This is a genomic window from Marinimicrobium agarilyticum DSM 16975 (assembly GCF_000423345.1).
GTDB classification, from domain to species: Bacteria; Pseudomonadota; Gammaproteobacteria; order Pseudomonadales; family Cellvibrionaceae; genus Marinimicrobium; species Marinimicrobium agarilyticum.
The window spans coordinates 391,677-406,693 of sequence record NZ_AUHU01000005.1; the positions used below are offsets into that span (position 1 = coordinate 391,677).

Sequence of the window (15,017 nt, forward strand, 5' to 3'; positions counted from 1 at the left end):
ATAATAAGGAACTCAGCGAGTCCATGGGCGAATTAGCGAAAGAAGTTTCACCCGTCAACATTGAAGACGAACTCAAAAAGTCCTATCTCGATTACGCCATGAGCGTCATTGTGGGCCGGGCGCTGCCCGATGTCCGCGATGGGCTGAAGCCGGTGCACCGGCGCGTGCTCTTCGCGATGAGCGAGCTCAAAAACGACTGGAACAAGCCTTATCTCAAGTCTGCTCGTGTGGTCGGGGATGTGATCGGTAAGTACCACCCACACGGTGACTCGGCGGTGTATGACACCGTGGTCCGGATGGCCCAACCGTTCTCGCTGCGCTACACGCTGGTGGACGGGCAGGGCAACTTCGGCTCGATCGACGGCGACAGCGCCGCCGCCATGCGTTACACCGAAGTGCGCATGGCCAAGATCGCCCACGACCTGTTGGCCGACCTGGACAAGGAAACGGTCGACTTTGTCGACAACTACGACGGCAGCGAGCGCATCCCGGATGTGCTGCCGACCCGCATTCCCAATTTGCTGATTAACGGTTCGTCCGGCATCGCCGTGGGCATGGCCACCAATATTCCGCCGCACAACCTCAAAGAAGTGGTGCGCGGTTGCCTGGCGCTGATCGACAATGAAGAGATCACCATTGACGAGCTGATGGAGTACATTCCGGGGCCGGACTTCCCCACTGCCGCCATGATCAACGGCCGTGCAGGCATCGTTCAGGCCTACCGGACCGGCCGGGGACGCATTTACGTGCGCGCCCAGGCGGAGATCGAGGAAGACGCCAAAACCGGTCGCGAGACCATCATCATCTCCGAGATCCCCTACCAGTTGAACAAGGCGCGGCTGATCGAAAAGATCGCCGAGCTGGTGAAAGACAAAAAAATCGATGGCATCAGCGAGCTGCGCGACGAGTCGGATAAAGACGGCTTACGTGTGGTTATCGAGGTCAAGCGCAACGAGTCGGCGGAAGTACTGCTGAACAATCTCTACGCCCAGACCCAATTGCAGACCGTGTTCGGTATCAATATGGTCGCCCTGGTAGACGGCCAGCCGAAGCTGCTCAACTTGAAGGAGCTGCTGGAAGCCTTTGTCCGTCACCGTCGGGAAGTGGTTACCCGCCGGACCGTGTACTTGCTGCGCAAGGCGCGCGAACGGGGCCATATTCTGGAAGGCCTGGCGATGGCCATCGCCAATATTGACCCGGTAATCGAACTGATCAAGGCCTCTCCCTCACCGGCGGAAGCCAAAGAAGGGTTGATGACTCGCGGCTGGGAAACCAGCGAAATGAGCGCGTTCCTGGAGCGGGCCGGCGATGATGCCTGTAAGCCAGAAGATCTGGGCGAGCAGTTCGGTGTTCACGACGGTCGCTACTATCTGTCCCCGGCCCAGGCTCAGGCGATTCTGGATTTGCGCCTGCACCGCCTGACTGGCATGGAGCACGACAAGCTGCTGGCCGAGTACGAGGAAAAACTGGAGCAGATTGCCGGCTTCCTGGATATTCTCAATCGACCCGAGCGTCTGTTGGAAGTGATTCGCGAAGAGCTTGAGCAGGTCATGACCGATTACGGTGATGACCGTCGTACCGAAATCACTGCCTCGACGCTGGATCTGACCACCGAAGACCTGATTGCCGAAGAAAACCGGGTGGTGACCATCTCCCACAACGGTTATGCCAAGAGCCAGCCGCTGGATGACTATCAGGCTCAGCGTCGCGGGGGCATGGGTAAATCGGCCACCTCGGTGAAAGATGAAGACTTTATCGAACACCTGCTGGTGGCCAGCACCCACGATACCATTCTGTGCTTCACCAACGCTGGCAAGGTGTATTGGCTCAAGGTGTACATGATTCCGGTGGCCGGCCGTCAGTCACGGGGTCGTCCGGTGGTCAACCTGCTGCCGCTGGAAGACGGCGAGCGCATTACCTCGATTCTGCCGGTGAAAAATTACGATGCGGATCACTTCATCTTTATGGCGACCCGTCGCGGCACCGTGAAGAAAACGTCGCTTGACCAGTTTTCCCGTCAGCGCAGCGTGGGGCTGAAAGCCATCGAGCTGGATGAGGGCGATGCCTTGTCCTTCACCGCTGTCACCGACGGTGAGTGCGACGTGATGCTGCTCTCCAGCAGCGGCAAAGCCGTGCGTTTCAAAGAGACCAACGTCCGGGCCATGGGCCGGGTTTCCCGCGGTGTGCGCGGCATCCGGATGGATGACGAGCACGAAGTCGTGGGCATGGTCATCCCGCAGGAAGGCGGTCAGGTTCTGACAGTCAGCGAACAGGGCTATGGCAAACGCACGCCGGTTGAAGAGTTCCCGACCAAAGGTCGCGGCGCTCAGGGCGTGATCGGTATGCAGACCACCGAGCGCAATGGCGCGCTGGTCGGTGCAGTGCAGGTGCTTGATGGCGAAGAAATCATGCTGATTTCCGACCAGGGTACGCTAGTACGCACCCGCGTGGACGAAGTATCGGTGTTGAGCCGGAACACTCAGGGCGTTCGCTTGATCCGTCTCAAAGACGGCGAGCACCTCAGCGGGGTGCAGCGCATCGAAGAGGATGAAGAAAGTGGTGAGTCTCTGGTGGACGAAGAGGGCGGAGACGAATAACGGGTATGAGTGAATCGGACAAACTCAAAGCGTTGCGTGATCGTATCGATCATATTGACGACCAGATCGGTAAGCTGATTTCCGAACGGGCCGCCTGTGCTCAGGAAGTGGCGGAAGTGAAGAAAGCGGGCAAGGGTAAGGCGGTCGTCTCGGCCGCTGACTCGAGTCAAAGCTTCTATCGCCCGGAGCGAGAGGCGCAGGTTCTGCGCAAGGCCATGGAGCGGAATCAGGGCCCGTTGAGCAATGAAGAAATGGCTCGCCTGTTCCGGGAGATCATGTCCGCCTGTCTCGCGCTGGAACAGCCGATCAAAGTCGCGTTTCTGGGCCCCGAGGGTACCTTTACCCAACAGGCGGCGCTCAAGCATTTCGGTCATTCGGCCGTGTCTCTGCCATTTCCCGCTATCGATGAAGTGTTTCGCGAAGTGGAAGCCGGCGCGGTGAATTATGGTGTGGTGCCGGTGGAAAACTCCACCGAGGGTGTGGTCAATCACACGCTGGACAATTTCATGACATCCAACCTGAAAATTTGTGGGGAGGTGGAACTACGCATTCACCAGAACCTGCTGATTTCGGATGTCACCAATGTCGGCAGCATTACCCGAATCTATTCCCATGCCCAATCCCTGGCGCAGTGCCGCAAGTGGCTCGACGCTCACTATCCGAAAGCGGAGCGGGTCGCGGTCAGCAGTAATGCCGAAGCGGCGCGGCGCTTGAAAGGTGAGTGGAACGCGGCGGCCATTGCCGGCGGCATGGCGGCCGAGCTTTATGGCTTGAGCCTATTGGCGGAAAAAATTGAAGACGAACCGGATAACTCCACGCGTTTTCTCATCATCGGGACCGAGTCGGTCCCCCCCAGCGGCGACGATAAAACCTCGCTGGTGGTGGCCATGCGCAATGAGCCCGGTGCTCTGCACAATCTGCTGGAGCCGTTCCACCGGCACAACCTGGATCTGACCCGCGTCGAATCCCGTCCGTCCCGGACGGGCGCCTGGACCTATGTGTTCTTTATCGACTTCAGTGGTCACGCGGATGACCCGCAAGTCAGTAAAGTCCTCAAAGAAGTCTCGGGCCGTGCGGCGGACCTCAAGCTCCTGGGTTCCTACCCCAAAGCGGTGCTCTGATTGCCATGATGGGGATCTCGCCATGACGGAGGACGCTCACCCGGACAGCCCCCGACCGCTGATCGGAAAACTGGTCGTTATCGGCCTGGGCCTGATCGGCGGCAGCCTCGCGGCCGGCCTGCGCCGGCGCGGTGCGTGCGCGGAGACCATTGGCATTGTTCGCCGGGCGGAAGCCGGACGCAAAGCGATGGAGTTGGGCGTGGTGGATCGGGTGGCCGCCTCCCTCGATGCCGTGGCGTCCGAGCTGGGGCAGGGAGATGTCATTTTCGTAGCGGTGCCGACGCTGGCGGTTGAGAGCGTGCTGTCGGACATTCGTCGACAGGTGTCGGACCAGGTGACGGTCACCGATGGCGCGAGTGTCAAAGGCAGTATCCGAGCGGCGGTAGAGAACGTGTACGGTGAGGTGCCGCCCCAGCTGGTGTTGGGGCATCCGATCGCCGGCTCCGAGCGCAGTGGCGTTACCGCCTCCAACCCGGACCTCTACGAACAACACCGCGTTATTCTCACGCCTTTGCCGGAAACCGGCGCCGAGCACCTGGAGCGGGTCCGGCGGATGTGGCAGGCCGTGGGGGCCGAAGTACTGGATATGTCGGTGGAAGAGCACGATCAGGTGCTCGGTGCCACCAGTCACCTACCGCACGCCATTGCCTATTCGCTCGTGGATACCCTGGCGGAGGACATTGGCAACCCCAATATTTTCCGTTACGCCGCCGGTGGTTTTCGGGATTTTACCCGCATCGCTTCCAGTGACCCGGTGATGTGGCACGACATCATGAAAGCCAACCGGACGGCGGTGCTGGACTCCCTGGACCTGTTTATCGACAACCTGACGCGCTTGCGCTCGGCGATTGATCGGGAGGACGGCGAGTATCTACTGGGCGTCTTTACCCGTGCCAAAACCGCACGCGACCATTTCACTAACATTCTGGCCAAGAGGGCGTTTGTTCCCGCCATGACCACAGGAAAAATAGACTACTTACTGCAACCCGGTGGCTCGGTCACCGGCACCATCCGGGTTCCCGGCGATAAATCCGTTTCCCACCGCTCCATCATGCTCGGCTCCCTGGCCGAAGGCCTGACGGAAGTGGAAGGATTTCTGGAAGGCGAAGATGCTCTGGCGACACTGCAGGCCTTTCGGGATATGGGTGTGGTTATCGAAGGCCCGAGCGAAGGGCGGGTTAAAATTCACGGTGTTGGCCTGCACGGTTTGAAAGCGCCCAAAAAGCCGCTCTATATCGGCAACTCCGGGACCACCATCCGCTTGATGTCCGGCATCCTCGCCGGTCAGGCCTTTGACAGTGAAATCAGTGGGGATGTCTCCCTGGCCAAACGGCCCATGGATCGTGTCGCCAACCCCCTGCGGGAGATGGGCGCCGTCGTGGAAACCGCCGAGGGCGGGCGCCCGCCTCTCAAGATCAAGGGCGGGCAGCCGCTCAAGGGCATTGACTATCAACTGCCCATGGCCAGCGCCCAGGTGAAGTCCTGTGTACTTCTGGCGGGCCTCTATGCCGAGGGGACCACCCGGGTGACCGAACCCGCACCGACGCGGGATCATACCGAACGGATGCTGACCGGCTTCGGCTACTCGGTAAAAAAAGACGGCGCCGTCTCGGAGCTGACGGGTGGCGGTCAGTTGAAGGGCACCAAAATTGAAGTGCCCGCGGACATTTCTTCCGCCACCTTTTTCATGGTCGCAGCGAGCATCGCCCCCGGGTCCGATCTGACGTTGACCCATGTGGGCATCAACCCCACTCGAGTCGGTGTGATCAATATTCTCAAGGCCATGGGTGCCGACCTGACGCTGAGCAATGAGCGCACGGTCGGTGGCGAGCCGGTGGCGGACATTCGCGTTCGCTACGCTCAGCTCAAGGGCATTCACATTCCTGAGGATCAGGTGCCCCTGGCCATTGACGAGTTCCCGGCCCTGTTTGTCGCTGCAGCCTGTGCCGACGGCGAAACGGTGCTGACCGGTGCGGAAGAGCTGCGTGTAAAGGAAAGCGATCGAATTCAGGCCATGGCGGACGGTCTGACCACATTCGGCATCGACGCCAAACCGACGCCCGACGGCATTGTGATCCAGGGCGGCACCATGGGTGGCGGGGAAGTGGAAACCCACCACGATCATCGTATTGCCATGTCGTTTGCCATCGCCGCACTGCGGGCCAGCAAACCGATTCGGGTGCTGGATGCCACCAATGTGGCCACTTCTTTCCCGACCTTTGTCGAGCTGGCGAAACAGACCGGAATATCCTTAGAAGTAATCGATCGTTAGAGAACCGGGGCGCATTACTCTATAATGCGCCTGTTTTTTCGAAATCCCAATCACCCAAGGGCGGGTGAACGCAGTGCCGACTCCCGTCCCCAAACAGTGTTGAGTGGAATGTCAGACCAATACAATCTCACCCATTTGAAACAGCTCGAAGCGGAGAGCATCCACATCATTCGTGAAGTGGCCGCCGAGTTCGACAACCCCGTGATGCTTTACTCCGTCGGTAAAGACTCTGCGGTCATGATGCACCTGGCGCAGAAAGCCTTCCACCCCGGCAAGCCGCCTTTCCCGCTGCTGCACGTCGACACCACCTGGAAATTCCGGGAAATGATCGAGTTCCGTGACAACCGGATCAAGGAGTTGGGCTGGGACCTCATCGTCCACATCAATGAGGAAGGCGTGAAGATGGGCGTGGGCCCCTTTACCCACGGCAGCGCCAAGCACACCGATATCATGAAAACCCAGTCGCTCAAACAGGCGCTGAACAAGTACAAGTTCGACGCCGCGTTTGGCGGTGCCCGTCGGGACGAAGAGAAGTCCCGCGCGAAAGAGCGGGTATATTCCTTCCGGGACAAGCACCACCGCTGGGACCCGAAGAACCAACGCCCCGAACTGTGGAACATCTACAACGGGCGCGTCGACAAAGGCGAGAGTATTCGGGTTTTCCCGCTGTCCAACTGGACCGAACTCGACATCTGGCAATACATTCATCTGGAGCAGATCCCGATTGTGCCCCTCTACTACGCCGCCAAGCGTCCGGTAGTGGAGCGCGACGGAACCTTGATCATGGTGGACGACGAACGCATGCCGCTCGAACCCGGCGAAAAGCCGGAAGAGAAAATGGTGCGCTTCCGAACCCTGGGTTGCTACCCGCTGACCGGCGCGGTCGAGTCCGAAGCCACCACCTTGCCGGAAATCATTCAGGAAATGCTGCTGACCAAAACCTCCGAGCGTCAGGGCCGCGTTATTGACCATGACAGCTCCGGCTCCATGGAGAAGAAAAAGCAGGAGGGGTACTTTTAATCATGAGCCATCAAAGCGAATTGATCGAAACCGATATCGATGCTTATCTCGACCAGCATGAGAACAAAGAGCTGCTGCGCTTTCTTACCTGCGGCAGCGTCGACGACGGCAAAAGCACACTGATTGGCCGCCTGCTGCACGACTCCAAAATGATCTATGAAGATCAGCTGGAGTCGATCAGTTCCGATAGTTCCAAATACGGCACTACGGGTGAGAAGGTCGACCTGGCATTGCTCGTGGACGGTCTTCAGGCCGAGCGAGAGCAGGGCATTACCATCGATGTGGCCTATCGTTATTTCTCCACCTCCAAGCGCAAGTTCATTATCGCCGACACGCCCGGGCACGAGCAGTACACCCGCAATATGGCCACTGGCGCCTCCACCTGTGATCTGGCAATCATCCTGATTGATGCTCGCCACGGGGTGATGACGCAAACCCGACGGCACAGCTATATCGCTTCGTTGCTGGGCATCAAGCACATTGTGGTTGCCATCAACAAGATGGACCTGGAAGGTTTCAGCGAGGAAGTCTACAACCACATCAAGGCCGATTACCTGAATTTTGCCCAGAAGCTGGGCATGAAAGACGTTCAGTTCGTGCCGATGTCCGCGCTGGATGGGGACAATGTGGTCAATCGCAGTGAACGCTGTGACTGGTACACCGGCCAGACCCTGATGGAAATTCTGGAAAATGCGCCGGTGATGGCCGAGCGCAACTTTGACGATTTCCGCTTCCCCGTGCAGTACGTCAACCGGCCTCACCTGAACTTCCGCGGCTTTTGCGGCACCATCGCCTCCGGCGTGGTGAAAGTGGGCGATGCCATCAAGGTGATGCCGTCCGGTAAAACCAGCAAAGTGAAGTCTATTGTCACTTTTGATGGTGATTTGCAGGAAGCCTTCGTGGGTCAGGCCGTGACACTCACTCTGGAAGATGAGATCGATGTCAGCCGTGGCGACATGATTGTGCTCGCGTCGGACAAGGTCGAGCAGACCAATCATCTGAAAGCCCATCTGGTCTGGATGAATGAAGACGTTGGCCAACCCGGCAAAGAGTATCTTTTCAAGTTCGCCAGCAAAGTGGTGTCGGGCCACGTTGACCAAGTGGATTATCTTGTCGATGTGAACACCCAGGAACAGAAGCCCGGGGATAAACTTCAACTGAACGATATCGCCGTGGCGGATTTGACCTTCAGTCAGCCGGTGGTGGTGGACGCTTATCCTAACCATCGGTTTACCGGCTCATTCATTGTCATTGATCGTCTGACCAACATCACCGTTGGCGCCGGTATGGTGATCGAAGGCCTGCGCCGGACCAAAACCTCCCACACGCAGTTCAGTGAGTTTGAGTTGGAGTTCAATGCGTTGGTGCGTAAGCACTTCCCGCACTGGGACGCCAAAGATATCTCCAAACTGTAGCGCACGTCGGTTTGGCCGGTCTGCCCTCAACGCTGGGCAAACCGGCCTGCCACCCCCCCAGTCGCCTGACTTTGTGACACACTTCAAATCCTGAAATTTTGTCGGTGATTTCCTACAAACCGTCTGTGTGATTTCTCCTACGCGCCAAGCGTTTCCCCCTCTAATCTACACCCAACGTCATCGAACGACGTTTAACCATCCATTCGAAAATGTTTGAAAAAGGAGTTCATTATGAAATTGATTTCATCCTTCCTGTGTTCTCTCGCACTGTTGTTCAGCGTAGCGGCCTGGGCCGAGCCCGCCGCTCCGATCAATATCAACACCGCCGACGTCGAGTCTCTGGCGCAGTTGGATGGTGTGGGCGAGAAAAAAGCGCAAGCCATTTTGGCGTGGCGTGATGCCAACGGCGAGTTTGTAAGCGTGGACCAGTTGGCTGAAGTTCGCGGCATTGGCGAGGCGACCATTGAAGCCAACCGCGAAAAAATCACGTTGGAGTAATCGCTTCATCAGGTCCTGACAGGAGTGCCCCCTTTCTCCTGACACCGGGCACTCCTTCCTGATGGCCAAAGGCTCCTGAATGCGGAGCTTCTGGTAACTGAAGATTAGACGCTGCAATTTAATGCCAAATTTGATTTAATGGCAGCCCGGGTCCCGTAGATCCGGGCTTTTTTTCGTTCAGGGGGACCATTATGCCCAAGCCCGAGGCTCCACGGATCGTTGTGGCCATGGACTACGATAACCTCGACGACTGCCTGACCATGGCACGTCGCCTGTCTCCAGAGTATTGCCGCCTGAAAGTCGGCAAGGAGCTGTTCACCCGCAGTGGTCCGAAAGTGGTTGAACGACTGCAGGATCTGGGGTTCGACCTTTTCCTCGACCTCAAATTTCACGATATTCCCAACACCGTGGCGGGAGCGGTCAGGGCCGCCGCCGATCTCGGTATCTGGATGGTCAATGTCCACGCCAGTGGCGGAGAACGGATGATGTCGGCGGCCCGCGAGGCCGTAGACAAGGTCTCAGGCCGGCGGCCATTGCTGATCGGCGTCACTGTTCTGACGAGTATGTCCGCGGAAGACCTGGCCAGTATCGGCATTGCCCGCTCCCCCATGGAACAGGTCATGCATTTGGCGCAGTTGAGCCATAATAGTGGCCTGGACGGTGTGGTATGCTCGGCTCAGGAGGCCGCCGCCCTGAAAAGTCGCCATGGAGACGACTTTTGCCTGGTCACGCCCGGCATTCGCCCGGCAGACAGCGCGGCCGACGACCAGCGTCGTACCCTGACACCGGAAGAGGCGATAAAGGCCGGGAGCCATTATCTGGTGATTGGACGGCCGATCTCCCGAGCCGAAGACCCGATTGCGCGCTGCCGAGAGATTGCGTCGTCTATTGAAAGCCTGTGACCCATTGTTTGAGCAAGCCGTAGGAACGAGATTCGAGTGACTCCCACACCACGTTTTATACCCGTAATCGCCATTGATGGCCCCAGTGGCGCCGGAAAGGGCACCTTGAGCCGTCTGGTCGCTCACCGATTGGGCTACCACTTGCTCGACAGTGGTGCCCTGTATCGCCTTACGGCCCTGGCGGCGATGGACGAAGGCGTCGACATTGATGACCCCGAGACCGTGGCGAACGTCGCCCGCCACCTGGACGTTACCTTCGACGCCGAAGGCGCTGAAACCCGCATCTTGCTGAACGGCCGCGATGTCTCCCGTGACATACGCACCGAAACGGTGAGCATGAATGCTTCCAAAGTGGCCGCCTATCCTCCAGTGCGCGAGGCGCTTTTGCAGCGCCAGCGTGACTTTCGCCGGGAACCCGGGCTGGTGGCCGACGGTCGGGATATGGGGACCACCGTGTTTCCGGATGCCCAAGTGAAGATCTTCCTGACGGCCAGCCCGGAAGCCAGGGCAGAGCGGCGCTACTTGCAGCTGCTCGAAAAAGGCGAGAAAGTGGATGTGGACGCCCTGGCGGACGATATACGCCGGCGCGACCAGCAGGATAGTGAGCGCACTATCTCTCCGTTGAAACCCGCGGAAGACGCTCGCTACCTCGACAGCACGGACCTCAGTATTGACGAGGTGCTCGAACAGATACTGACGGCCGTCAAGCCCTGAGCCGCGGTGAATGCCTCCCGGGCGGTCGAAAGACAACAATGTCAACACTCACGATTTTCAACACTGACACGAGACTGGATGGAACGAAGATGAGCCTAACTTGTTTCAAAGCCTACGATATTCGCGGCAAACTGGGTGAAGAGCTGAACGAAGACATTGTCTATCGTATCGGCCGCGCCTTTGCCGAATTCCTCAAGCCCAAGACCGTTGTGGTCGGTGGTGATGTTCGCGAAACCAGCGAGACCCTGAAGCTTGCGGTCGCTCGCGGCCTTCAGGATGCCGGCGCCGATGTCATCGATATTGGCTTATGCGGCACGGAGGAAATCTACTTCGCCACCAGCCATCTGAAAGCTGACGGCGGTATCGTCGTCACCGCCAGCCACAACCCCATCGACTACAACGGCTTGAAAATGGTGCGCGAGGGCTCCCGGCCCATCAGCGGCGACACCGGCCTGAACGACATCCAGGCCATGGCGGAAGCCAACGAGTTTCCCGCCGTGGACGACGCCAAGCGGGGCGAATACCGCAAGGGCTCGGTCCTTGAGGACTACATCCAGCACCTGTTGAGCTACGTCGACACCAGCAAGCTCAAGCCACTGAAACTGGTGGTCAACGCAGGCAACGGCGCGGCGGGCCATGTCATTGATGCGATCGAACCGCACCTGCCGATGATCGAATTCATCAAGGTCCACCACGAACCGGACCCGACTTTCCCCAATGGCATCCCCAACCCGCTGCTGCGCGAAAACCGCGCTTCCACCAGCGAAGCGGTGATCAAACACGGTGCCGACATGGGCATTGCCTGGGACGGCGACTTCGACCGCTGCTTCCTGTTTGACGAAAAGGGCGAGTTTACCGAAGGCTACTACATCGTCGGCCTGTTGGCTGAGGCCTTCCTGCTGAAAGTCCCCGGCAGCAAAATCATTCACGACCCCCGGCTGACCTGGAATACCATCGATATCTGCGAGAAGCATGGCGGTACGGCAATCCAGTCCAAAACCGGCCACTCCTTCATCAAGGAACGCATGCGCCAGGAAGACGCCATCTACGGTGGCGAGATGAGCGCCCATCACTACTTCCGCGACTTCGCCTACTGCGACAGCGGCATGATCCCCTGGCTGCTGGTGGCCGAACTCATTGGTCGCAAGGGCGAAACCCTTTCCGAGCTGCTGCAGGAATGCATCGACCGCTTCCCGTCGCCGGGTGAAATCAACAGCAAGGTCGACGATGCCGCCGCTGCCATTGATCGCGTGTTTGAGCATTACAAAGACCAGGCCAAGGCCATCGACCGCGCCGACGGCATCACCATGGAATTCGACGATTGGCGCTTCAACCTGCGCATGTCCAACACCGAACCGGTCGTCCGCCTGAATGCCGAAAGCCGCGGCGATAAGAAACTCGTCCAGGAAAAAACGGACGAAGTCTTAGCGCTGTTAAATCAGTAGCGGGATGCACCTCGGAGGGCAGGGGGTCGGGTGCACCCGATGCCCTGACCGGACTTTCTGGAGCCCCTAACGTTAAGTGAGCCGACCAAACACAATTCTTGGGAACGAGACCCCAAATCAAAAGGAGTACGTTATGCAGATCAAAAAAGCCGTCATCCCCGTCGCCGGACTGGGCACCCGAATGCTCCCGGCCACCAAAGCCATCCCCAAAGAAATGCTGCCCGTGGTTGACCGGCCCCTGATCCAATACGTGATCGAAGAAGCGGCTGCGGCTGGTATCAAAGAAATTGTTCTCGTTACCCACGCCAGTAAAAACTCTATCGAAAACCATTTCGACACCAGTTTCGAACTTGAGGCCCAGCTCGAAGCACGCCTCAAGCGCTCCCTGCTTGAAGAAGTCCGCTCCATTACACCGCCGGGGCTTACCGTCATCTCCGTGCGCCAGGCCGAAGCCAAGGGGCTGGGCCATGCCATCCTGTGCGCCCGCCCCGTAGTGGGGGAGGAGCCCTTCGCCGTCCTGCTGCCGGACGTGCTGATCGACAAATACCACTGCAACCTTCGCACGGACAACCTGGCCGGCATGACCAAGCGCTTTAATGAAACCGGCCACAGCCAGATCCTGGTGGAAGAAGTGCCCTGGGACGTCGTTCACAAATACGGTGTGGTTGACTGCGGTGGCGCCGAACTGAAGCAGGGCGAATACGCGGCGCTCAAGGGCATGGTGGAGAAACCGGAAAAAGATGCCGCACCTTCCAATATGGCCATCGTCGGCCGTTACGTCCTGTCCCAGTCTACGTGGGACCTGCTGGCCAAAACCCAGCCCGGTGCCGGCGGCGAGATTCAATTGACCGACTCTCTGGATGCCCTGGTAACCGACGAAACCGTCGAAGCCTTCCGGTTGACGGGGCAGAGTCACGATTGCGGTTCCAAGCTCGGCTATATGAAAGCCAACATCGAGTACGGTACGCGCCACCACGAAATTGGTGGGCAGTTTGATGAATACCTGAAGAGCCGGTAGGGCCGCGATGATCATTCCCGTTATTCTCGCCGGGGGCTCCGGCTCCCGGTTGTGGCCCCTGTCCCGGAAGCACTACCCCAAGCAACTGCTAAAGCTCTTTGGGGAAACCACCATGCTGCAGCAGACTTTGCTGCGCCTGGAGGGCGTGCCCGAGCTGGGCGACCCGATTGTGGTGTGCAACGAAGAGCACCGCTTCATGGTCGCGGAGCAGCTCAATGAAATCGGCCGATCGGAAGCCTCCATTCTGCTGGAGCCCGTCGCCCGCAACACAGCACCAGCGCTGGCTTTGGCGGCGGTCAAGGCACGCACTCTGGTCGATAATCCCACGTTGCTGGTGCTCGCGGCTGATCACATGATCCGCGACATCGAGACGTTTCATGCGGCCATCGACGCGGCGATCAATGCCGCCGAGGCGGACAAGCTGGTGACGTTCGGCGTCCAGCCCACCCGCCCGGAAACCGGCTACGGCTACATCAAAACCGACCGAAGCGGTAGCGGGCAGAGCAGCTATCCGGTCCAGCAGTTCGCTGAAAAGCCGGACCTGCCCACCGCCGAACGTTATTTGGCCGAAGGCAACTACTACTGGAACAGTGGCATGTTCGTGTTCCGGGTGAAGCCGTTTCTCGAGGAACTGGAGCGCTGCTCCCCCGCGGTGCTCCACGCCGCTCAGGCTGCCTACGACAACGCCACCACAGACCTGGACTTTGTCCGTATCGACCGCGACGCCTTCGCGCAAGCTCCGGATATTTCCATTGACTACGCGGTGATGGAAAAGAGCCGCAACGTGGTCTGCGTACCGCTGGACGCCGGCTGGAGCGACGTCGGTTGCTGGCAGTCCTATTGGGAGTTGTCCGATAAGGACGAGAACGGCAACAGCTTCGTGGGCGACGCCATTGATGTGGGCTCCAAAAACACTCTGGTGTTCTCCCAGGACAAGTTGGTGGCGACCATTGGCGTGGACAATCTGATGGTGATCAACACCCCGGACGCGGTTCTGGTGGCGAACAAGAACGACGCCCAGCAGGTCAAGAAGGTGATCGCGGAGATCGAGCGGCGCAACCGCACTGAGCATCTGCAGCACCGGGAGGTTTATCGCCCCTGGGGTTGCTACGATTCGGTGGATGAGGGTACCCGCTACCAAGTCAAACGCATCCGGGTGAAGCCGGGCGCGAGCCTGTCGTTGCAGATGCATTACCACCGTGCCGAGCACTGGGTGGTGGTAAAGGGCACTGCCAAGGTGGAGCTGGACGACAATACCGTTCTGCTGTCCGAGAATGAGTCCACTTACATTCCCATCGGCACCCGTCACCGCCTCAGCAACCCGGGCAAGATTCCCCTGGAAATCATCGAGGTCCAGTCTGGTCCTTACCTGGGCGAGGACGATATCCAGCGTTTCGACGATGAATATGGTCGGGCTTAGGTTTTTGGAGTTGATGTGATGGTCCGGCCAGAGGTGGGGTAAGGCTTTCCAAGACACGCCGTTAATACGGTTCTACGCGCTCCACGGTCTCGAAAGACCTTACCCCACCTAGAGCCTCGGTGCGATATTCTGGGCTCGGGGGCTTATGACTCGTAGGGTAGGTAAGGCGTTAGCCGCCACCTACCACCTTAAGGCTATCCGCTTTCCGACACTCTCTTCCGCAGGTGGCGGCTAACGCCTTACCTACGCTACGCAAAGATTTGAACGTTGGCACTGAGGGCTGAGCAGGGCATACCCCTCCAAGACCGTGGAGCGGGGGACCCGCGATTCGAGCCCCCAGGGGCCGCTCTTTGGCATCCATGCCATCGCGGCATTAGTGAATCCCTTCACGTCATGGGTTTACGGCGTGTCTTGGAGGGGTATGTCCTGCTCAGCCCGGGCTCTCTATGCCCATATAAACCAAAATAGCGCCCAATCAAAGCCAGTTCTTGCCATATCCCCCACAATCTGCTAGCCTGCCGCGCTTGCTGGAGAGTGTATCCAACTCGTTGTTTACGATCCCTGGCATAGCAGGCCTGGCTGGCGCCAGCTTCGA

The 15,017-nt window shown here is 58.8% G+C and carries 11 protein-coding genes; all 11 read left to right on the forward strand.

Going from position 1 to position 15,017, the window contains the following annotated elements; translation table 11 throughout:
- Window positions 1-23 precede the first annotated feature (23 nt).
- The 11 genes from gyrA to G547_RS0107005 all read left to right on the forward strand — a co-directional run bounded on the left by gyrA (window position 24) and on the right by G547_RS0107005 (window position 14,422).
- Window positions 24-2,597: a DNA gyrase subunit A gene (gene gyrA, locus G547_RS0106955; protein WP_027329227.1), complete on the forward strand. Its 2,574-nt coding sequence runs from the start codon at window positions 24-26 to the stop codon at window positions 2,595-2,597.
- Between the two features lie 5 nt (window positions 2,598-2,602).
- Window positions 2,603-3,718 carry a prephenate dehydratase gene (gene pheA / locus G547_RS0106960; RefSeq protein WP_027329228.1) on the forward strand — a complete coding sequence of 372 codons (1,116 nt, stop codon included), beginning with the start codon at window positions 2,603-2,605 and terminating at the stop codon, window positions 3,716-3,718.
- A gap of 22 nt (window positions 3,719-3,740) precedes the next feature.
- Entirely contained in the window at window positions 3,741-5,990 is a 2,250-nt protein-coding gene (locus G547_RS0106965; RefSeq protein WP_027329229.1) for a bifunctional prephenate dehydrogenase/3-phosphoshikimate 1-carboxyvinyltransferase, read from the forward strand.
- A gap of 108 nt (window positions 5,991-6,098) precedes the next feature.
- On the forward strand, window positions 6,099-7,010 hold the full coding sequence (gene cysD, locus G547_RS0106970; RefSeq protein WP_027329230.1) for a sulfate adenylyltransferase subunit CysD: 912 nt from the start codon (window positions 6,099-6,101) through the stop codon (window positions 7,008-7,010).
- 2 nt (window positions 7,011-7,012) lie between these two features.
- Window positions 7,013-8,425: a sulfate adenylyltransferase subunit CysN gene (gene cysN, locus G547_RS0106975; RefSeq protein ID WP_027329231.1), complete on the forward strand. Its 1,413-nt coding sequence runs from the start codon at window positions 7,013-7,015 to the stop codon at window positions 8,423-8,425.
- A 231-nt stretch (window positions 8,426-8,656) separates the two neighbouring features.
- Window positions 8,657-8,923 (forward strand): ComEA family DNA-binding protein, encoded by a 267-nt coding sequence (locus tag G547_RS0106980; protein ID WP_027329232.1) that lies wholly within the window; start codon window positions 8,657-8,659, stop codon window positions 8,921-8,923.
- Between the two features lie 191 nt (window positions 8,924-9,114).
- Window positions 9,115-9,825 carry an orotidine-5'-phosphate decarboxylase gene (gene pyrF / locus G547_RS0106985; protein ID WP_027329233.1) on the forward strand — a complete coding sequence of 237 codons (711 nt, stop codon included), beginning with the start codon at window positions 9,115-9,117 and terminating at the stop codon, window positions 9,823-9,825.
- 36 nt (window positions 9,826-9,861) lie between these two features.
- Window positions 9,862-10,539: a (d)CMP kinase gene (gene cmk / locus G547_RS0106990; protein WP_027329234.1), complete on the forward strand. Its 678-nt coding sequence runs from the start codon at window positions 9,862-9,864 to the stop codon at window positions 10,537-10,539.
- A gap of 89 nt (window positions 10,540-10,628) precedes the next feature.
- Window positions 10,629-11,984 carry a phosphohexomutase domain-containing protein gene (locus G547_RS0106995; protein WP_027329235.1) on the forward strand — a complete coding sequence of 452 codons (1,356 nt, stop codon included), beginning with the start codon at window positions 10,629-10,631 and terminating at the stop codon, window positions 11,982-11,984.
- 133 nt (window positions 11,985-12,117) lie between these two features.
- A complete protein-coding gene (galU, locus tag G547_RS0107000) occupies window positions 12,118-13,002 on the forward strand; it encodes a UTP--glucose-1-phosphate uridylyltransferase GalU (protein WP_027329236.1) in 885 nt (294 codons plus the stop codon).
- A gap of 7 nt (window positions 13,003-13,009) precedes the next feature.
- A complete protein-coding gene (locus G547_RS0107005; protein WP_027329237.1) occupies window positions 13,010-14,422 on the forward strand; it encodes a mannose-1-phosphate guanylyltransferase/mannose-6-phosphate isomerase in 1,413 nt (470 codons plus the stop codon).
- Window positions 14,423-15,017 lie beyond the last annotated feature (595 nt).